Source organism: Ensifer sp. (genome assembly GCF_035999135.1).
In the GTDB taxonomy this organism is placed as follows: Bacteria; Pseudomonadota; Alphaproteobacteria; order Rhizobiales; family Rhizobiaceae; genus Ensifer.
Genome location: NZ_DASYGZ010000009.1, coordinates 13,382 through 32,511 on the forward strand (window position 1 = coordinate 13,382; position 19,130 = coordinate 32,511).

General features: G+C 64.6%; 17 protein-coding genes. 16 read left to right on the top strand and 1 reads right to left on the bottom strand.

Annotation, left to right across the window (positions count from 1 at the left end; genetic code table 11):
* The first annotated feature begins 163 nt into the window (after positions 1-163).
* The 7 genes from VGO12_RS00495 to VGO12_RS00525 all read left to right on the top strand — a co-directional run bounded on the left by VGO12_RS00495 (position 164) and on the right by VGO12_RS00525 (position 7,047).
* Positions 164-970, top strand: a complete 807-nt coding sequence (locus tag VGO12_RS00495) for a transporter substrate-binding domain-containing protein (RefSeq protein ID WP_327510796.1) — start codon at positions 164-166, stop codon at positions 968-970.
* A 71-nt stretch (positions 971-1,041) separates the two neighbouring features.
* Positions 1,042-1,707 (top strand): amino acid ABC transporter permease, encoded by a 666-nt coding sequence (locus VGO12_RS00500; RefSeq protein WP_327510797.1) that lies wholly within the window; start codon positions 1,042-1,044, stop codon positions 1,705-1,707.
* A 12-nt stretch (positions 1,708-1,719) separates the two neighbouring features.
* Complete coding sequence (locus VGO12_RS00505; RefSeq protein WP_327510798.1) at positions 1,720-2,370, top strand: amino acid ABC transporter permease; 651 nt, start codon at positions 1,720-1,722, stop codon at positions 2,368-2,370.
* On the top strand, positions 2,363-3,085 hold the full coding sequence (locus VGO12_RS00510) for an amino acid ABC transporter ATP-binding protein (protein WP_327510799.1): 723 nt from the start codon (positions 2,363-2,365) through the stop codon (positions 3,083-3,085). Before VGO12_RS00505 ends, VGO12_RS00510 begins: the two co-directional genes overlap by 8 nt.
* Positions 3,086-3,092: 7 nt before the next feature.
* Positions 3,093-4,343: an FAD-binding oxidoreductase gene (locus VGO12_RS00515; protein ID WP_327510800.1), complete on the top strand. Its 1,251-nt coding sequence runs from the start codon at positions 3,093-3,095 to the stop codon at positions 4,341-4,343.
* 14 nt (positions 4,344-4,357) lie between these two features.
* A complete protein-coding gene (locus VGO12_RS00520) occupies positions 4,358-5,359 on the top strand; it encodes a 4-hydroxyproline epimerase (protein ID WP_327510801.1) in 1,002 nt (333 codons plus the stop codon).
* Positions 5,356-7,047: an aconitase X gene (locus VGO12_RS00525; protein ID WP_327510802.1), complete on the top strand. Its 1,692-nt coding sequence runs from the start codon at positions 5,356-5,358 to the stop codon at positions 7,045-7,047. The genes VGO12_RS00520 and VGO12_RS00525 overlap by 4 nt, the downstream gene beginning before the upstream one ends.
* A 51-nt stretch (positions 7,048-7,098) precedes the next feature.
* Here VGO12_RS00525 and VGO12_RS00530 read toward each other — a convergent pair whose 3' ends face one another.
* Complete coding sequence (locus VGO12_RS00530; protein WP_327510803.1) at positions 7,099-8,151, bottom strand: LacI family DNA-binding transcriptional regulator; 1,053 nt, start codon at positions 8,149-8,151, stop codon at positions 7,099-7,101.
* 118 nt (positions 8,152-8,269) lie between these two features.
* Between VGO12_RS00530 and VGO12_RS00535 the strand changes: the two genes are divergently transcribed.
* The 9 genes from VGO12_RS00535 to VGO12_RS00575 all read left to right on the top strand — a co-directional run bounded on the left by VGO12_RS00535 (position 8,270) and on the right by VGO12_RS00575 (position 19,125).
* Positions 8,270-9,370 carry a glycoside hydrolase family 88/105 protein gene (locus tag VGO12_RS00535; RefSeq protein WP_327510804.1) on the top strand — a complete coding sequence of 367 codons (1,101 nt, stop codon included), beginning with the start codon at positions 8,270-8,272 and terminating at the stop codon, positions 9,368-9,370.
* Positions 9,367-10,203 carry a 5-dehydro-4-deoxy-D-glucuronate isomerase gene (gene kduI, locus VGO12_RS00540; RefSeq protein WP_327510805.1) on the top strand — a complete coding sequence of 279 codons (837 nt, stop codon included), beginning with the start codon at positions 9,367-9,369 and terminating at the stop codon, positions 10,201-10,203. Before VGO12_RS00535 ends, kduI begins: the two co-directional genes overlap by 4 nt.
* On the top strand, positions 10,200-12,686 hold the full coding sequence (locus VGO12_RS00545; RefSeq protein WP_327510806.1) for a hypothetical protein: 2,487 nt from the start codon (positions 10,200-10,202) through the stop codon (positions 12,684-12,686). The genes kduI and VGO12_RS00545 overlap by 4 nt, the downstream gene beginning before the upstream one ends.
* A 93-nt stretch (positions 12,687-12,779) precedes the next feature.
* Positions 12,780-14,048, top strand: a complete 1,269-nt coding sequence (locus VGO12_RS00550) for an ABC transporter substrate-binding protein (protein ID WP_327510807.1) — start codon at positions 12,780-12,782, stop codon at positions 14,046-14,048.
* A 237-nt stretch (positions 14,049-14,285) separates the two neighbouring features.
* Complete coding sequence (locus VGO12_RS00555; RefSeq protein WP_327510808.1) at positions 14,286-15,317, top strand: sugar ABC transporter permease; 1,032 nt, start codon at positions 14,286-14,288, stop codon at positions 15,315-15,317.
* The gene (locus VGO12_RS00560) at positions 15,314-16,366 is read left to right on the top strand and encodes a carbohydrate ABC transporter permease (RefSeq protein WP_327510809.1); all 1,053 of its coding nucleotides are present in this window, start codon (positions 15,314-15,316) and stop codon (positions 16,364-16,366) included. Before VGO12_RS00555 ends, VGO12_RS00560 begins: the two co-directional genes overlap by 4 nt.
* Before the next feature lie 10 nt (positions 16,367-16,376).
* Positions 16,377-17,462, top strand: a complete 1,086-nt coding sequence (locus VGO12_RS00565; protein ID WP_327510810.1) for a sn-glycerol-3-phosphate ABC transporter ATP-binding protein UgpC — start codon at positions 16,377-16,379, stop codon at positions 17,460-17,462.
* Positions 17,446-18,204 carry a 2-dehydro-3-deoxy-D-gluconate 5-dehydrogenase KduD gene (gene kduD / locus VGO12_RS00570; RefSeq protein ID WP_327510811.1) on the top strand — a complete coding sequence of 253 codons (759 nt, stop codon included), beginning with the start codon at positions 17,446-17,448 and terminating at the stop codon, positions 18,202-18,204. The genes VGO12_RS00565 and kduD overlap by 17 nt, the downstream gene beginning before the upstream one ends.
* A gap of 9 nt (positions 18,205-18,213) precedes the next feature.
* Positions 18,214-19,125, top strand: coding sequence for an alpha/beta hydrolase family protein (locus VGO12_RS00575; RefSeq protein WP_327510812.1), 912 nt, complete (start codon positions 18,214-18,216; stop codon positions 19,123-19,125).
* Positions 19,126-19,130 lie beyond the last annotated feature (5 nt).

Consider the following 19,130-nt stretch of genomic DNA (forward strand, 5'->3'; position numbering starts at 1 on the left):
CGCAAGGACCCCATTTGGCGAAACAAATGGGATCGTTTGGCGCGTTCCGCGTTATCATCTTATACTTTTTGTATACTAATTGTATTTTTCTATTGATTTACGCTCTCTAAACCGGAATAGTGCGTCAGCCGTCAAACGGCACACCACCTCAGGGAGAGAGATAATGAAAACTTCGGTGCTCGCGCTCGGCCTCGTTGCGGCCGCTGCTCTGACCAGCCAGGCCCATGCCGACAAGCTGGATGACGTGATCGGCTCGGGTACGCTGCGCTGCGCAGTCGTGCTCGACTTCCCGCCGATGGGTTCTCGCGACGAGAACAACAACCCGGTCGGTTTCGACGTCGACTACTGCAACGACCTCGCCAAGGCACTCGGCGTCACTGCCGAAATCGTCGAGACCCCGTTCCCGGAGCGTATCCCCGCTCTGATGTCGGGCCGTGTCGACGTCGGCGTAGCCTCGACCTCCGACACGCTTGAGCGTGCCAAGACCGTTGGCATGACGATCCCCTACTTCGCCTTCGAAATGGCCGTCACCGCCAACGAAAAGTCCGGCGTCAAGTCGTTCGAAGACATGAAGGGCAAGACCGTCGGCGCCACCGCCGGCACCTTCGAAGCGATCGCGCTCGAAAAGCAGGTCAAGGAATGGGGCGCCGGCGAGTTCCGTCCGTACCAGACCCAGGCCGACGTCTTCCTCGCCCTCAGCCAGGGCCAGATCGACGCCACGGTTTCGACCTCGACCGTTGCCCAGGCCAACGTCAAGACCGGCAAGTTCCCGGGCATCGCCGTCGTCGGCAAGGCCCCGTTCGACACCGACTACGTCGCGCTCTTCACCAACCGCGAAGAATACGGCTTCATCAACTTCCTCAACCTTTTCATCAACCAGCAGGTCCGTACCGGCCGTTATGCTGAGCTCTATGAAAAGTGGGTCGGCGGCGAACTGCCCGACCTTACGGCTAAGGGCGTTTACCGCTAATATGCCGTCCATCTGGCGGCGCGAAGTCTAGCTTCGCGCCGCTATTCGTTTCCGAAGAGGCGAGACGAAACATGTTCAGTTACACCTTCCATTGGAACCAGGCGCTCAAAGCCCTGCCACAGATGCTCGATGGAGCGCTTGTCACCCTGCAGGTGGCTCTGCTCTCGATGGTCATCGGCCTGGCACTGGCACTTGCGCTGACGGCCTGCCGCCTGTCCGGCAATCGCATCCTCGGTGGCTTCGCCACCGCCTGGATCGAGATCGCTCGCAACACGCCGGCGCTGTTCCAGATCTATATGGCCCATTTCGGCCTCGGCAATTTCGGCATCCATCTGAGCCCCTACACGGCGCTGCTCGTCGGGATCGCCTTCAACAATGCCGGTTACCTCGCCGAGAATTTCCGCGGCGCGCTCAAGGCCATTCCCGACACCCAGACGCGCGCCGGCCGATCGCTCGGCATGACGTCGGTCCAGGCCTTCCGCTACATCGTGATGCCGCAGATGCTGCGCATCGCCTTCCTGCCGGTCACCAACCAGATGGTCTGGGCGATCCTGATGACCTCGCTCGGCGTCACGGTCGGCATGAACACCGACCTTGCCGGCATCACCCAGGAGCTGAACGCCCGTTCGTTCCGCACGTTCGAATTCTTCGCAATTGCCGCGGTGATCTATTACCTGATCGCCAAGGCCGTGACGCTCGGAGCACGTCTGCTCGCCGCGCGCATGTTCCGCTACTAGGAGAGGTGAGAGATGTTCAATACCGCCCTCACCCTCGCTGATCTCGGCTTCCTCTTGCAGGGCGCCCTGATGACGCTCGCGGTCACCGCCGTCTCTGTGACGGCCGGCACCGTGCTCGGCATCATCTTCGGCGTCGTGCGCAACCAGATCGGCCCCTATTGGGGAGCGCCGCTCACCTTCGTGCTCGACATCTTCCGTTCGGTGCCGCTGCTCATCCAGTTGGTGCTGGCCAACGCCTTCCAGGCGATCGCCAAGCTCGGCTGGGCGCCGTTCACGACCTCCTGCGTGGTGCTGTCGCTCTATACGGCCGCCTATTGCACCGAGATCGTTCGCGGCGGCATCTCGTCGGTCCCGCCGACGACCCGCCGTGCGGCCCGTTCGCTCGGCATGACCTGGTGGCAGGACATGCGCTACATCGTGGCGCCGCTTGCGACCCGCGTATCGCTGCCTTCCTGGATCGGCCTGACGCTCGGCGTCATGAAGGATTCGGCACTCGTCCTCTGGCTCGGCCTGATCGAGTTGCTGCGCGCCTCGCAGGTGCTGGTCACCCGCCTACAGGAACCGCTGCTGATCCTTCTGATCTGCGGCGCCATCTACTTCCTCATCAGCTTCCCGATCGCCCGGCTCGGCGGTTACCTTGAAAAACGGTGGTCCAATGATTGAGATCCAGAACGTTCGCAAATCCTTCAGCTCGCTGGAGGTTCTCAAAGGCATTAACCTCACCGTCAACAAGGGCGAGGTGCTGACCATCATTGGCGGCTCCGGTTCCGGCAAATCGACGCTGCTCACCTGCATAAACGGTCTCGAGCCGATCGATGCCGGCCGCATCCTCGTCGACGGCACCGAGGTCCACGCGAAATCGACGAACCTCAACAAGCTGCGCAGCAAGCTCGGCATCGTCTTCCAGCAGTTCAATGCTTTCCCGCACCTGACCGTGCTTGAAAACGTCACGCTGGCGCCACGCAAGGTGCTCGGCCTCTCGAAGGAAAAGGCCGAGGAGATCGCCGTCAAGCAGCTCACACATGTTGGCCTCGGCGAAAAGCTCGGCGTCTATCCGACACGCATGTCGGGCGGCCAGCAGCAGCGCATGGCGATTGCCCGCGCACTTGCCATGTCGCCGGAGTACATGCTGTTTGACGAAGTGACCTCGGCGCTCGATCCACAGCTCGTCGGCGAAGTGCTCGACACGCTGCGCATGCTCGCGTCCGAAGGCATGACGATGATCTGCGTCACCCACGAAATGAAGTTTGCCCGCGAGGTCTCCGACCGCGTCGCCTTCTTCCACAAGGGCGTGATGGCGGAAATCGCCGCACCGGAAGCGCTCTTCGGCGCGCCGAAGGATCCGGAACTGCAGAAGTTCCTGGCCGCGACGCACTGAGCCGACCATGACCGATGCAATCCAGCCTGACGTCATCGTCATCGGCGCCGGCGTCGTCGGCCTATCGGCGGCGATTGCCGCCCAGGCACGGGGGCTTCATGTCACCGTGCTCGACCGCGAAGGCCCGGCGGCCGGCGCCTCGGCCGGCAATGCCGGTGCGTTTGCCTTCACCGACATCCTGCCGCTCGCTTCTCCCGGCATCCTGAAGAAGGCGCCGAAGTGGCTGCTCGACCCGCTCGGCCCCTTGAGCGTTCCGCCGGCCTATGCCGCCCAGATCGCGCCCTGGATGTTCCGTTTCTGGCGCGCCTGTTCGCCGAGCCGCGTCGCCCATTCGACGACGGCGCAGACGGCGATCATGGACCTTTCCAGGGCCGAACTGGAACCGTTCCTGTCGGCCACCGGCACGCTGCCGATGCTGCGCAAGGACGGCAATCTCCAGGTTTATGAAAGCTACGCCGAACTGAAGGCATCGTTTCCGGGCTGGATCGCCCGCGCCGAGCACGGCATCGAATTCCGCCACATGGGTGCGGCCGAAATGGCCGAGATCCAGCCCGGTCTGGCGTCTCGCTTCACCCACGGTACCTTTACCCCCGGCTGGTACTCGATCGCCGACCCCAAGCTCTACACGCTGGCGCTCGCCGATCACTTCCGCGCCAAAGGCGGCGTCATCGAACGCGCCGACATTGCGGCCCTCAAGCCGATTGGCGGCGGTGTTGAGCTCACGACCAAGCAAGGCGCGTCGCGGCGCGCCAACCAGGTCGTGCTTTCGGCCGGCGCCTTCTCGCACCAGGTCGCCCGCACGCTCGGCGAACGCATTCCGCTCGAAACCGAGCGCGGGTACAACACGACGCTGCCCCAAAACGCCTTCGATCTGCGCACCCAGGTCACCTTCGGCGGTCACGGTTTCGTCGTCACACGGCTTTCGACCGGCATCCGCGTCGGCGGCGCCGTCGAACTCGGCGGCCTGAAGCTGCCGCCGAACTTCCGCCGCTCCGAAGCCATGCTGACGAAGGCGCAGGCCTTCCTGCCGGGCCTGAAGAGCGAGGGCGGCGTGCAATGGATGGGCTTCCGCCCGTCGCTGCCCGACAGCCTGCCGGCGATCGGCCGCGCCCGTGCGACGGACCGCGTGATCTACGCCTTTGGCCACGGCCATCTCGGTCTCACGCAATCGGCCGGCACCGCCCGGCTCGTTGCCGACCTCTTGACCGGCCACCAGCCGGCCATCGACATGCAACCCTTCTCGCCGCAGCGTTTCTGACAGAGTTTCAATCAATGGCCAACCACACCTTCTCCTGTATCGACGGCCACACCTGCGGCAATCCGGTCCGCCTCGTTTCGGGCGGCGGACCGCGGCTCGAAGGCGCCAACATGCTGGAGAAGCGGGCGCATTTCCTGCGCGAATTCGACTGGATCCGCACCGGCCTGATGTTCGAGCCGCGCGGCCATGACATGATGTCGGGCTCGATCCTCTATCCCCCGACGCGGCCCGATTGCGACGTCGCGGTGCTGTTCATCGAAACGTCAGGCTGCCTGCCGATGTGCGGCCATGGCACCATCGGCACCATCACCATGGCGATCGAAAACGGGCTGATCACGCCGCGCGAGCCGGGCAAGCTGTCGATCGACGCCCCGGCCGGCAAGGTCGACATCACCTACCGCCAGGAAGGCCGTTTCGTCGAGGAAGTGCGCCTCACCAATGTTCCGGGGTTCCTCTATGCCGAAGGGCTGACGGCCGAAGTCGAGGGCCTCGGCGAGATCGTCGTCGACGTCGCCTATGGCGGCAACTTCTACGCCATCGTCGAGCCGCAGAAGAACTTTCGCGACATGGCCGACCACACGGCCGGCGAACTCGTCGGCTGGAGCCCGAAGCTACGCGCAGCCCTCAACGCCAAATATGAGTTCGTCCACCCGGAGCATCCGGAGATCCAGGGCCTCAGCCACATCCAGTGGACCGGCAAGCCGACACAGGCCGAAGCGCATGCACGCAACGCCGTGTTCTACGGCGAAAAGGCGATCGACCGTTCGCCCTGCGGCACCGGCACCTCGGCGCGCATGGCGCAGCTTGCCGCCAAGGGCAAGCTGAAGGTCGGCGACGACTTCGTGCACGAGTCGATCATCGGCTCGCTGTTCAAGGGCCACGTCGAGGCGGCGACCAAGGTTGCCGATCGCGACGCCATTATTCCGTCGATTGCCGGCTGGGCCCGCATGACCGGCCTTAACACCATCTTCATCGATGACCGCGACCCCTTTGCTCATGGATTTGTCGTAAAATGACCCAAGCGATCTCCGCCCGCAGCATTCTTTCCGGCTCCGCCGATGGCCCCATCATCGCCACCGAGGAGGCGTTGAGTTTCTGGGGCGGAGTCGATCCGGCAACCGGCCGGGTGATCGACGTGCACCACCCGTTGCACGGCCTCTGTCTGACCGGCGGCATCCTGATGATGCCGTCGAGCCGCGGCTCCTGCACCGGTTCGGGCGTGCTGCTCGATATGGCGCTGACCGGTCGTGCGCCGGCAGCGCTGGTCTTTTGCGAAGCCGAGGACGTTCTGACGCTCGGCGCACTGATCGCGGCCGAGATGTTCGGTAAGTCCCTGCCGGTGCTGCGCCTTTCGTACGACGCCTTCAAGGCTCTCTCCCAGGCGAAATCGGCGCGGATCAGCGACGGCGCGATCGAGGCCGATGGCCTGACGGTCGCAGTCGAACCACCGGCGACAACCGCACTCGACCTGACCGGCAACGACCGCGCCATGCTCGAGGGCCGCGACGGTGTCGCGGTCCAGCAGGCGATGCGCATCATTTCAGCAATGGCGGCACAGCAGGGCGCTGAGAAGCTGATCGACGTGGTGCAAGGCCATATCGACGGCTGCATCTATGCAAGCCCCGCCAATCTCACCTTCGCCGAGAAGATGGCGGACATGGGCGCCAGGGTTTGCGTTCCGACGACGATGAACGCAATCTCGGTCGACCGCGCCAATTGGCAGGCACAGGGCGTGCCGGAAAACTTTGGCGATCCGGCCGCGCGGCTTGCCGACGCCTATGTGCGCATGGGTTGCCGCCCCACTTTCACCTGTTCGCCCTATCTGCTCGACAGCGCGCCGAAGGCGGGTGACGCGATCGCCTGGGCGGAATCCAACGCGGTGATCTTCGCCAATACGGTGCTTGGCGCCCGTACGGCGAAACACCCTGACTTCCTCGATCTCTGCATCGCGCTCACCGGCCGCGCGCCGCTCTCGGGCGTCTATCTCGACCAGCCGCGCAAGGCGACGCGCGTCATCGACGTCGAATTGCCCGATGCGATCGACGATGCCTTCTGGCCGCTGATCGGCTATCTCGCTGGCAAGGCGGCACCCGACCGCATCCCGCTGCTGCGCGGTATCGCTTCGGCAAGGCCGTCGCGGGACGACCTGAAGGCGCTCTGCGCCGCCTTCGGCACCACTTCGGCGGCACCCATGCTGCATGTGGACGGCGTGACCCCGGAAGCAGAAGGTGCTGCGGCCAATGACGCCGATCACACGACGATTACCCGTGCCGACATGACCGCAGCCTGGTCACTGCTGAACGACGGTCCTGCCGACGTCGAGCTTGTTGCGATCGGCAGCCCGCATGCCTCGCTTGAGGAGTGCCGCGCGCTCGCCGATGCCTTTAACGGCCGCAAGCGGCACGGCGATGTCGCCGTTATCGTCACCGCCGGACGCGATGCGATTGCGGCAGCGCGCGAAGAAGGCCTGCTCGAGCGGCTGCAGGCAAGCGGCATCCAGGTCTTGCCCGATCTCTGCTGGTGTTCAATCTCCGAACCGGTCTTCCCGACCAAGACCCGCGCTCTGATGACCAATTCCGGCAAGTATGCCCATTACGGCCCCGGCCTTTCCGGCCGCGCCGTCCGCTTCAGCAATCTCGCCGATTGCGTCGAGGCGGCGCTCACGGGTCGCGTCCCGGCGCGGTTGCCCGCCTGGCTTTCCTGAGGCATCACGCAGCCGCGGTGGCGCCCCGCAAAGACTGCGCCTGAGCCAGTCTCAGGCGCTGCGCGGCGCCGCCGTTGAGGCGCGCTGCACCAGGTGACAGGCAAGTTCGACGCGGCGTGGCGGCGCCGGGATGCCCGAAAGAGTGTCGCGCAAGAGATCGAGCGCGACCGAGCCGATCTCGCGCATCGGGATGTGCATCGTCGTCAGCGGCGGATTGAGGAAGGCCGCCTGCGGCAGGTCGTCCATGCCCATGACCGAGACGTCACCCGGAACCGAGAAGCCTTTCTGCTGGATGCCGACCATGGCGCCGACGGCAAGGCTGTCGCCGGCGGCCAGCACCGCCGTGAAGTCCAGGCCCCGATCGGCAATCCGCTGCATCAATGCCTGCATCGCCAGTTCCGGCAACCAGTCCTCGACGGTCACCAGCAGGTCGTCATCGACAGGCAGGCCCTTCGCCAGCAGCCCGTCGCGCCAGCCCTCGTAACGCCGCTCGATCGTACGGCGGCCCGGCCGCCTCAGAAACAGGATGCGCTCGTGTCCAAGTTCGGTCAGGTGGTCGGTCGCAAGCCGCGCGCTCGAGCGATTGCAGGGCGTGACGCTTGACAGCCGCATGAACGGGTCGTCACTGTTCAATAGCACCACCGGCTTGTCGAAGCCGCGGGTGGCGGCGATCATGCCCTCGTCGTCGATGGTCAGAAACAGGAGGCCGGCAACCTCTTCGTCCCGTTCGGCCTCGGCAAGGACGGCCAGTTCTTCGCTCTGATCGGCGATCGGACGGGTGACGATTTCAAGATCGAGCGCCTGCGCCCGCTCCTTCAGGCCCTCCAGCACATAGTGGGTGAACTGGTTGCGCACATAGTCGATCATCGCCGCACTCGACGCGGCCACGATGACCTTCTGTCCGGCGACCGCTGTAGGGATCATGTAGTTGGCGTTCTTGGCCGCCTCCAGCACCTTCTGGCGGATCTCGGCGCGCACACCCTTCTCGCCGGCAAGTGCCCGCGACGCGGTGCTCAAGGAGACACCGCAGGCCTCGGCGATATCCTCCAGCCGGACCTTCTTGGTTTTCTTGCCGCGTTTTCCGGCCAACGGTTTGACGGTCATCCGCTTCTCCCTCGCCGCAATACTGAGAAAAATTTTCATATTGCGCAAGAAAAAACGTCATGCCTTTATCTCTCTCAAGCAAGCCGAGGGAAGAGCGGCTTCAAGGAGGAGGAGCGCCATGGGCCTCAACGCCCACGATATCCGCACGGGTCTCGATCGCCTTGTCGGCGGCATGACCGGTCTCAAGCACGACGGCCGGTTCGACGAGCCGAACCTCGACGGTTCAGCCGGCGACTACATCAGCTTCGACAGCTGGGAATGGCCGCAGGGCGTCGGCCTTTACGGCCTGATCAAGCTCTGGCTGTTTACCGGTCGCGACGACGTCCGCCAGCTCATTGAAGGCTGGTACGAAGCACGCCTCGCAGCGGGCCTGCCCGAACTCAACGTCAACACGACCGCACCGATGCTGGGGCTCTCCGTGCTCTGGGCGAAAACCGGCGATCCGCGATGGCAGCCCCTGCTCGACGCGTGGGCGAACCGGGTGATGAGCGACATGGGCCGCACGCCGGAAGGCGGCTTCGAGCACCACGTCTCCGACAAGGTCAACGACAACGAACTCTGGGACGACACGCTCTACATGGTCGCCCTCTTCCTTGCCTCCTACGGTGAGGCGAGCGGCCGGCGCGAACTGGTCGACGAGGCCTCCAGGCAGTTTCTCGTCCACGCCCGCTATCTTGCCGACACGCAGTCGGGCCTCTGGTTCCACGGCTGGACCTTCGACGGCCGCCACAATTTCGCCCGCGCCCGCTGGGCCCGCGGCAATGCCTGGATCACCGCCGGCATGCTTGATCTCTTCGATCTCGCGGAACTCGCCGCACCGGTGAAGGACTACCTGCGCGGCGTGCTCGTCACCCAGGTCGAGGCGCTCCTGCCACTGCAGGCCGCGTCGGGCGCCTGGCGCACCTTGCTCGACGATGCGAGCTCCTATGAAGAGATCTCGGCGACCGCCGGCATCGGCTATGGCCTGCTCAAGGGTTATCGCCTCGGCTACGGCACGCCGGCCTGGCGCACCGCCGGCCTCAGCGCGCTCGACGCGGTGATGCGCAACATCGACGAGACCGGCACCGTGCTCAACGTCTCCTACGGCACGCGCATGGGCCACGACCTGCAATTCTACAAGGACATCCCCATTCAACCGACCGGCTATGGCCAGGCACTGGCAATCCTGTGCCTCTCCGAAGCCCTGCAGCATGTCGGCGCGGAAGGACTGGCAGCATGACGATGAAGGTTCTCTACGGGGCCAATCCCGAGGATATCAAAACGTACGACACGGCGCGGCTTCGCCGCGAGTTCCTGATCGGCGATCTCTTCGCCGAGGACGCAGTCAGCTTCACCTACACCCATGTCGACCGCCTGATCCTCGGCGGCGCCATGCCGAAGACGAAGAGCGTCTCGTTCGGCTCGGGCGCAGACATCGGCACGCCTTACCTGCTTTCGGCGCGCGAAATGGGCATCGCCAATCTTGGCGGCACCGGCACGATCACAGTCGATGGCAAGCATTTCACAGTCGAAAATCGCGACGTGCTCTATGTCGGGCGTGGCGCCAAGGAGATCGTCGTATCGAGCGAGAGCGCCGATCGCCCGGCGCGCTTCTACATGAACTCGGTTCCGGCCGGCGCCGACCTGCCGCACCGGCTGATCAAACGGGCGGAGGCAAAGGCGCTCGACCTCGGCGATGTCAAACGCTCGAACAAGCGCCGCCTCGTGATGTACATCCACCCGGAGGTCATGCCCTCCTGCTTGCTCTTGATGGGCATTACCGATCTGGCCGAAGGCAGCGCCTGGAACACCATGCCGCCGCACGTGCACGAGCGCCGGATGGAAGCCTATTGCTACTTCGACATGGCGCCCGAGGACCGGATCGTCCACGTGATGGGCGAACCGGAGGAGACCCGGCACCTGATCGTCGCCGATTGCGACGCCGTGCTTTCGCCCGCCTGGTCGATCCACATGGGCGCCGGCACCGGACCCTATGCCTTCGTCTGGGGCATGACCGGCGAGAACCAGGAATACAACGACGTCACCCCCGTAGCCTTGGCTGAGCTGAAATGAGCGATACGATTTTCCATCTGAAGAAGAGCCTCGTTCCGGGGCAGGCCGTCGGTTACTGGCAGCTCGGCGCGATTGCCGAAGAGCGTTTCGACGCGCCGGACCAGCCGATGAAGGGCGAGATGGACCCCTTCTTCTTCCTGACCAAGCACAAGAACTTCATTCCGCACGAGTATCCCTGCCGTACGATCTTTGCCGAGCAGTATCGCGGCAAGCGGCCCGACGTGCGCGGCACATTCGAGGCCACCCGCTGGTGGCTGCCCTTCGGCTCGCCGCGGCTCGATCTCTCGGGTTTCTGGTTCCGGCCGACGCGGCTTGCGACGTGGGCGCGCACCTCGATCGAAGCCGACGCTGCAGGAACCGCCAAGATCCGCCTCGGCACCTGCGGCGGCGCGGTTGTCTTTTTGAACGGCGCCGAAATCGGCTGGATGGCACCCTATAGCCGCAACCTCGAGGCCAAGGCCGAATTCGAGCTGCCGCTCAACGCCGGTCTCAACGAAGTCACGATCTTCTTCGACGATCTTGCCGAGCGCGACGCACGCTACTTCTTCCAGCTCGACTACCTTTCCGGTCCTTCTGCCTGTGTAGCGCTGCCGGTCCCTTGCGCCAGCGACGCCGCGGCCGAGATCGAGACCGCGCTCGACGGCATGCATTTCGACCGCACCGCCTATTTCGAGGGCGACATCACTCTCAATTTCGCCGCGGCACTTCCGCTCGACGTCAAGGTCAATGTTGCGGTCGAAGGCGACTTCATGTCGACCGAGCGCTTCGACCACGACTTCGTGCTGAAGGCCGGCGACCGCCACCTGCGGGTCGGCGCATCCGAGGAAACGCCGGCCGACTTCCGCCACTTCCGCATCACGCTTGATGCCGGCGGCTTCGTCGCCTCGCGCTCGCTCGGCGTCGAGATCTGCCATTCCGGCCGCCAGGGCAAACCAGCGGAAACGCTTGGCGCCCGCATCATCGAAACCCTCGACGAAATCTCCGGCTTTTCCGAACGCGACACGGTTCGCGCCTTTGCACGGCTTGCCAGCGGGCGCGGCGGGCCCGACACCGATGCGATGATCAAGGAGATCCTGCCCTCGATCGAGGACTGCCATGACTGCGCCGACTTCTCGCTGGTACCGTTGATCTGGTCGCGCGTAAGCTTCGGCCAGGATATCGGCGAGAAGACCCGCGACCGCATCGACCAGGCGATCCTCGGTTTCCGCTACTGGATGGACGAGCCCGGTAACGACGTGCAGTGGTATTTCTCCGAAAACCACGCGCTGCTGTTCCACACATCAGCCTATCTCGCCGGCCACCTGTTCCCGGAGGCGACGTTCCGCCGCTCTGCTCGCAAGGGAAGCGAGCAAAGCGCCGTCGGTGCTGCCCGCGTGCGTGCCTGGCTCGACCACTTCGAAGCCTGGGAGATGGCCGAGTTCAACTCCGCGCCCTATTTCCCGATCGACCTCAAGGGGCTCACGGCACTGGCCGCACTTTCGCCGGACGCCGATATCGCCGAACGCGCCAAGAACGGCATCGTCCGCCTCTGCGAGATCATCGCCCGCTCGGCCCACCACGGCATGGTGACGGCAGCCCAGGGGCGCTCCTATGAGCACACGCTCTGCGCCGGCCGCTCGCTCGAACTTTCGGGCGTCGCCCGCCTGCTCTGGGGCAAGGGCTGGTACGGCCGCCGGGTGCATGCACTGCCGCAGCTTGCCGTCTGCCTGCGCGACCACGGCCTCGTTGTGCCGGAGACGCTTGCCGCCGTTGCCTGCCATGAGGACGAGGCGGCCCATCAGGAGTGGCGCTTCGCCCAGGGCGAAAACCGCTTCGCTGCACTCTATCACTACAAGGGCCGGCATTTCGCCATGGGCTCGGCGGCGCATTATCGCTGGAACGAATGGGGCTACCAGGAGACTGTGCTGCACCTGCGCCTTGGTCAGCGCCCCGAAGCGGCGATCTGGATCAACCATCCGGGCGAAACCATTCAGTTCGGGTACGGCCGGCCATCCTATTGGGGTGGTTGCGGCACCCTCCCTCGTGCCCACCAGTACAGGGGGCTGGCCGTACTCGACTTTTCGACCGTCAACGAGCAACCGGATTTCACCCATGCCTGGTTTCCCATCGCAGAATTCGATGAGAGCAGGGTCAATGGCAAACTGGCGCTCGCCCGCAGCGGCCGCGGCGCCGTGGTTCTGATCGGTGCAGGTGACCTGATCGCCGTCAACGACGGCCCGTCTGCGAATGCGGAACTGCGCCAGGCCGGACACAGGACACGCTGGATCGTGCGCGTCTGCGAAGCCACCGATCTCGCCGGCGTGGAGGACCGATTTGCAGCACTTGCGGTCGAAGAGACCGGTGACGGATCGCTTGTCATCAACGACCCCGAATATGGCCGCGTCGTCTTCCGCCAGGACGGTTCGACGGAAGCGGAAGGGCGCACAATCGTCGCCAAGGATTTCACCGTCTCTGGCGAGGTCACGATGCTGGCCGCCGGCTAGGGAATGAAGAGTTGCGCCGGCCGGGAGAAGCCGGCGCCAGATGGAAACGAGCGGGAGGACGCTCGGTTCAAGGACACGTGGAGGAGGAAGACTATGCAGAAGACCAGAACACTGCTCGCGGCGCTTGCCATCGGGCTGATGACGTCGACGGCGGCGCTCGCCGGTGACGTGCGCATCATGTGGTACTCCGACGGCGTCGAGGGCGAGGTGCTGAAGGACCTGCTCGACCGTTTCATGAAGGAAAACCCCGGGATCAACGTGATCCTCGACAACGTCTCCTACAGCGTCGTCAAGGAGCAACTGCCGGTGCAGCTGGAGGCCGGAAACGGCCCGGATATCGCCCGCGTCACCAACCTCAAGGCCCAGAGCCAGCATTGGCTCGACCTCAGACCGCTCGTTGCCGATGCGGCCTACTGGGACGAGAATTTCGGCGGCCAGGCGGACTGGATGCGGCCTGACGGCTCCAACCAGATCTCCGGCTTCATGACCCAGATCACGATTGCCGGCGGCTTTGCCAACAAGACGCTGTTCGACCAGGCGGGCGTCGCCATCCCCGGCAAGGATGCAACCTGGGACGACTGGGCAAAGGCGGCCAAGCAGGTTGCAGAGAACCAGCAGGTTCCCTTCCCGATGGCGCTCGACCGTTCCGGTCACCGCCTGAGCGGCCCCAACCTTGCCTATGGCGGCAAGTACATCGGCGCCGACGGCAAGCCGGCACCGCTCGACGACGGTTCGAAGACCTTCCTGAAGACCTTCGTCGGCTGGGTGGCAGACGGCACGATGAGCAAGGACGTCTGGGTTTCGGCGGCGGGTTCCACCTACCGGGCAGCTGCCGACGACTTCATCAACGGCCAGCTTGTCTACTACTACTCCGGCTCCTGGCAGGTGCCGAACTTCTCGACCAAGATCGGAACCAATTTCGACTGGGTGGCGACCGGCAGTCCCTGCGGTCCCTCAAACTGCACCGGCATGACCGGCGGCGCCGGACTGGTTGCGGTGAAGTACACCAAGAATCCGAAGGACGTCGCCAAGGTGATGGATTATCTCGCGAGCGAGCCCATCGTGAAGGAGTTCTCCGAACGCACGCTGTTCCTGCCCGCGCATAAGGGCGTGCTTGCCAAGGGCCTCGACTTCAAGACCGACGACGCCCAGGCGAAGGCGGCGCTCAACGCCTTCGTCGATGCCAGCAAGACGCTCTCCGACGAGGCGCGCAAGCTGCCCGGCTGGCTCTGGTCCGATGCCGTCTATGGCGCGCTGGTGACCCGCGTCAGCCAGGCGGCCGCGGGCGAAATGACGGCGGACGAGGCGTTCACCCGCATCGACTCGGATATCGCCACCAAGGTGAAAGACAGCGGCAACTGACCCGGGTCTCTCCCATTCCGGTGCCCGGCAGCGCTATCCTGCTGCCGGGTCCGGTGCGGGCGGTCGCGCATGCGTTGTCGACCAGTTAAGTAAGCACCCGCTTACCCAAAACAGGCCGAAGCGCTGGAATTCCTGTGGCAAACAGCGATTGCCCATCCGGTGACCAGCGCATCAAGATCCGGCAGCGGTCTTTGCATATCGTGCACGTGAGCACGCAAGGTGGTGAGGAAGCCAGGCATGAAGGCAGATGTTCCCAGAGGAAGAGCAGGCTCGGGCCTTGGCGAAGCGGTCATGGTCCCCGTTCGCCTGGTGATGGGGGCCATCGATGCGCCGTTGCGCTGGGTGCAGCGGCGGCTCGGCATCGGCGGCATGGCGACGTTCTTCCTGATGCCGAACATGCTGATCTTCGGCGTCTTCGTGCTTTTGCCCTTCTTCATCAACTTCGCCTATTCCATGTCCGGCGGAACGGCGCTCTTCCTGCCGGACCGGAGTTTCGTCGGGGGCGACCAGTATGCGCGGCTCTTCGACTGCGTGAACTACACAGACCCGAACTCCTGCGCCGAGGACACTTTCTGGACCGCCGTCGGCAACACCGCCTGGTTTGTGGTGCTGCAGGTCACATTGATGATCCTGTTTTCGCTGGTGACGGCCCTCATCCTCAACCGGGAGCTTGCGGCGCGCAGCTTCTGGCGGGCCGTGTTCTTCTTCCCGGTGCTGCTGTCGCCCGTCGTCGTCGGTCTGATCTGGAAGTGGATCCTGCAGCGACAGGGCCTTCTGAATTTCGGCCTCTACAGCCTCGGGCTCGAGCCGCACACCTGGCTCAACGACCGCAACTGGTCGTTTGCAGCCACCATCGGCGTGTCGATCTGGGCGCATATGGGTTTTTACACGCTGATCCTGCTTGCCGGTCTGCAGGCGATCCCGAAGGATCTCTATGAGGCGGCCGAAATGGATGGTACGCGCCCGGCGCGCGCCTTCTGGCGCATCACCCTGCCGCTGCTGATGCCCAACCTGCTCGTCGTGATCGTGCTCGTGCTGATCCGCGCCGTGCAGATCTTCGACGAGGTTTACGTGCTGACCGGGGGCGGGCCGGGCACCAGCACGCTCTACATCACGCAGTACATCTACGAGACCGGCTTTGCGACGCAATTGCGCAATCCGGGCCTTGCCGCCGCCGCCTCGATCCTGATGGGCGCCGTTCTCGTCGTCCTGACACTGGTACAGCTCGGCCTTGGGCGCAAAGGCGAGAACAAGGGAGGTCGCAAATGAGCCGCGTCGCCGAATTCATCTTCCGCCGCCGCGGCCGCAACGGCTGGCACTGGACCGACGTCTTCACCTGGGTCTGGCTGATCGGCGGTCTCTTCATCATGTTCGGCCCGGTCGTCTGGCTCGTCGGCTCCTCCTTCAAGTCGCCGGCGGCCCTTGCCGAATTCCCGCCTTCGATCATGCCCTATGTCACGCAGAAGGCATCGGTCGAAGGCTACGACAAGCCGCTCGATCTTTACGAGGTGACCATGCCGGATGGCAGCAAGACGGTGCTCGCCGAGGTCCGCCGCATCGGCATCGTCGCCCAGATGGTGGCGCCCGAAAAGCCGACAGAGATCATCAAGGTCAAGATCGCCGACCGCACGCCGGTGCGCACCATGTCGTTTGCCACCTCGAACTACAGCGAGCCCTTCACCCATTTCGATTTCGTCCGCTATCTCTGGAACTCCGTCTTCGTCACGGTGACGGCGACGCTGATCACGCTGATCGTCAACTCGATGGCCGCCTTCGCGCTCAGCAAATACGAGTTCCGCGGCCGCACCTTCGCGATGCTCCTGATCCTCGCGACGCTGATGGTGCCGCTCTCGGTGATCATGGTGCCGCTCTATTCGATCGTTTCGGCGCTCGGGCTCTTCAACAATCTCTGGGGCGTGATCCTGCCGACGGTCGCCACGCCGACCGGTGTCTTCATCCTGCGCCAGTACATGCTGACCATCCCCGACGAGCTGATCGACGCGGCGCGCATGGACAAAGCGTCCGAATGGCAGATCTACTGGCGCATCATCCTGCCGCTGACGGCGCCCGCCCTTGCGGTGCTTGCGATCTTCTCGGTCGTCTGGCGCTGGAACGACTTCCTCTGGCCGCTGATCGTGCTGTCGCGCAAGGAACTCTACACCCTGCAGGTGGGCCTGAGCATCTATTCCGGCGAGCTGAACGTGCAGTGGCATTTCATCCTCGCCATGACCGTCGTGACGATGATCCCGGTCGTGCTCGTCTTCATCTTCCTGCAACGCTTCATCACCACCGGCATTGCCGGCACCGGACTGAAATAAGGGGGCACACATGGGCCACATCAAGCTTACCAATGTGACCAAGTCGTTCGGCGCCGTCGACGTGCTTCATGACATCAACCTGGAGATCAAGGACGGCGAATTCCTCGTCTTCGTCGGGCCGTCCGGCTGTGGCAAGTCCACGCTGTTGCGCATGATCGCCGGGCTCGAAAAGCCGTCCGGCGGAGAGCTCGCGATCGACGGCAAGGTGGTCAACGACGTGCCGGCTGCCGACCGCGGCCTTGCCATGGTGTTCCAGTCCTATGCGCTCTATCCGCATATGAGCGTGCGCCAGAACCTCGCCTTCGGGCTTGAGAACACCCGCATGGCGAAGGCGGAAATCGCCGCGCGCATCGCCGAGGCCGCACGCATGCTGGAGATCGAGCCCTATCTCGAGCGCCGCCCCGGACAGCTCTCGGGCGGTCAGCGCCAGCGCGTTGCGATCGGCCGGGCGATCGTCCGTCGTCCGGTCGCCTTCCTGCTCGACGAGCCGCTGTCGAACCTCGACGCCGAACTGCGCGGCTCGACCCGCGCCGAACTTGCGGCGCTGCATGCCCGCCTTTCGGCGACGATGATCTATGTGACGCACGACCAGGTGGAGGCGATGACGCTCGCCGACCGCATCGTCGTGCTTCGCGCCGGACGCATCGAGCAGATCGGCACGCCGCTCGAACTCTACAACAGGCCCGCCAACCGCTTCGTCGCCGGCTTCATAGGCTCGCCGCACATGAACTTCCTTGAAGGCACGCTGGAAGCGGCAGGCTTCGACAGGGCAGTCGCGACGCTCAAGGGTGGACACCGCCTGGAGGTTCCAATGGCGGGTGGTGCTGTGGCAACCGGTGCGCCCGTAACGCTGGGCGTGCGGCCACATCACATCACGCTCGATGCCGGCGAAAACAGCATTCCGGCGAAGATCCGTCTCGTCGAAGCGCTCGGCTCGGAAACCGTTCTGCATGCCGACGTCGCCGGCCAGAAGCTGCTGGTCGTTGCTCCCGGCCAGCATAACCTCGTGCAGGGCGACGACATCCGGCTATCGCTTACGGCCGCGCCCATCCACCTCTTCAACGACAAGGGGCTTCGCCTTGAACACGCTGTTTGATCTCTCCGGCAAGACCGCGCTCGTCACCGGAGCCCGCACCGGGCTCGGCCAGGGCATGGCGTTGGCGCTCGCCGGGGCCGGCGCGGATATTGCGGCCATCGGCTCGTCGCCGATGCCCGAGACGGCAGCCCTGATGCGGGACGCCGGCGTGCGCTTTCGCGAACTCGTCGTCGATCTCTCGAAGCCCTTCGATGCCGCCGCGACGATCGCCGACGTCGCGAGGGCTTTCGGCGGCGTCGATATCCTTGTCAACAATGCCGGCATCATCCGCCGCGCGGACCTGCTCGACTACGCCGAAGAAGACTGGGACAGCGTGCTCGACGTCAACCTCAAGGCGGCCTTTCTGCTGTCGCAGGCAGCGGCCAGACACATGGTTGCGACCGGACGCGCGGGCCGCATCGTCAACGTCGCCTCGATGCTGACCTTCCAGGGCGGCATCCGCGTTCCGGCCTATGCCGCCTCCAAGCACGGCATTGCCGGGCTGACCAAGGCGATGGCCAACGAACTGGCGCCGCGCGGGATTACCGTCAATGCTATCGCGCCGGGCTATATGGCGACCGACAACACCGAGGCGCTGCGCAACGACCCCGATCGCAACGCCCAGATCTCCGCCCGCATTCCGATGGGGCGCTGGGGCACACCGGATGATCTCGCCACCGCGGTGCTGTTCTTTGCCGCCCCCGCCTCCAGCTATGTCACCGGCACGGTGCTGCCGGTCGACGGCGGCTGGCTGGTTCGATAGACTGCCGCGATGTCCATCTCTCCCGAGCGCCTCAACACGCTTCTCGGCCTTGCCGAGACCGAGCTCGTGCTGGAAGCGTGTGAGACGGAGGATCGGGGTTCACACAGTGTCGAACGGCTGCGCTTTCGCAGCCTTCGCAACGGCGCCGAGATCAGGGGCTTGCTGACGCGCCCATCCGGTACCGGTGATCGCCGTCCTGCAATTCTCTATGCCCATGCCCATGGCGGACGCTACGAGATCGGCGCCAGCGAACTGCTTGAAGGCCGCCCGGCGTTGCTCGGCCCGCCCGGACCTCTCCTCGCCGAACACGGCTTCGTCACCCTTTGCATCGACATGCCGACCTTCGGCGAGCGCTCGATCGTCACCGAAAGTGCGGCGGCCAAGGCAGCCCTCTGGTACGGCCGCACCCTGTTCGGCCAGATGCTCGCAGAGCAGCGGGCGGCGCTCGACTGGCTTTCATCGCGTGCCGATGTCGATGCCGGCAGGATCGGTATGACCGGGATTTCGATGGGTGCGACGCTCTCCTACTTCCTGGCGGCACTCGACGAACGGATCGCTGCAATCGCCCATCTCTGCTGCTATGCCGATTTCGCGTCACTGGTCGAAACCGGCGCCCACGATCGCCACGGGCACTACCTTACGATCCCCGGCCTGCTGTCGGAGACCTCGACCGGCGCGATCGCCGGCCTCGTCGCGCCACGACCGCAGCTGATCTGCGTCGGGCTTGACGATCCGCTGACACCGCCCCGGGCACTGGAGCTCGCCTATGCGGAGACCCATGCGGCCTATCGCGCCGCCGGAGCCGAGGAAGCTCTTTCGCTTTTGACTGAACCCGGCGTCGGGCACGTCGAGACCGCGTCGATGCGCGACGCGGTGCTCGCGTTCCTGGGACATCATCTGGGTGCGCGGAAGCACGCCTGATCCGC

What these genes read in the sequence shown, in the direction of transcription:
- VGO12_RS00495 (WP_327510796.1), top strand. Translation starts at nt 164, where the DNA reads ATGAAAACTTCGGTGCTCGCGCTCGGCCTCGTTGCGGCCGCTGCTCTG.
- VGO12_RS00500 (WP_327510797.1), top strand. Translation starts at nt 1,042, where the DNA reads ATGTTCAGTTACACCTTCCATTGGAACCAGGCGCTCAAAGCCCTGCCA.
- VGO12_RS00505 (WP_327510798.1), top strand. Translation starts at nt 1,720, where the DNA reads ATGTTCAATACCGCCCTCACCCTCGCTGATCTCGGCTTCCTCTTGCAG.
- VGO12_RS00510 (WP_327510799.1), top strand. Translation starts at nt 2,363, where the DNA reads ATGATTGAGATCCAGAACGTTCGCAAATCCTTCAGCTCGCTGGAGGTT.
- VGO12_RS00515 (WP_327510800.1), top strand. Translation starts at nt 3,093, where the DNA reads ATGACCGATGCAATCCAGCCTGACGTCATCGTCATCGGCGCCGGCGTC.
- VGO12_RS00520 (WP_327510801.1), top strand. Translation starts at nt 4,358, where the DNA reads ATGGCCAACCACACCTTCTCCTGTATCGACGGCCACACCTGCGGCAAT.
- VGO12_RS00525 (WP_327510802.1), top strand. Translation starts at nt 5,356, where the DNA reads ATGACCCAAGCGATCTCCGCCCGCAGCATTCTTTCCGGCTCCGCCGAT.
- VGO12_RS00530 (WP_327510803.1), bottom strand. Translation starts at nt 8,151, where the DNA reads ATGACCGTCAAACCGTTGGCCGGAAAACGCGGCAAGAAAACCAAGAAG.
- VGO12_RS00535 (WP_327510804.1), top strand. Translation starts at nt 8,270, where the DNA reads ATGGGCCTCAACGCCCACGATATCCGCACGGGTCTCGATCGCCTTGTC.
- kduI (WP_327510805.1), top strand. Translation starts at nt 9,367, where the DNA reads ATGACGATGAAGGTTCTCTACGGGGCCAATCCCGAGGATATCAAAACG.
- VGO12_RS00545 (WP_327510806.1), top strand. Translation starts at nt 10,200, where the DNA reads ATGAGCGATACGATTTTCCATCTGAAGAAGAGCCTCGTTCCGGGGCAG.
- VGO12_RS00550 (WP_327510807.1), top strand. Translation starts at nt 12,780, where the DNA reads ATGCAGAAGACCAGAACACTGCTCGCGGCGCTTGCCATCGGGCTGATG.
- VGO12_RS00555 (WP_327510808.1), top strand. Translation starts at nt 14,286, where the DNA reads ATGAAGGCAGATGTTCCCAGAGGAAGAGCAGGCTCGGGCCTTGGCGAA.
- VGO12_RS00560 (WP_327510809.1), top strand. Translation starts at nt 15,314, where the DNA reads ATGAGCCGCGTCGCCGAATTCATCTTCCGCCGCCGCGGCCGCAACGGC.
- VGO12_RS00565 (WP_327510810.1), top strand. Translation starts at nt 16,377, where the DNA reads ATGGGCCACATCAAGCTTACCAATGTGACCAAGTCGTTCGGCGCCGTC.
- VGO12_RS00575 (WP_327510812.1), top strand. Translation starts at nt 18,214, where the DNA reads ATGTCCATCTCTCCCGAGCGCCTCAACACGCTTCTCGGCCTTGCCGAG.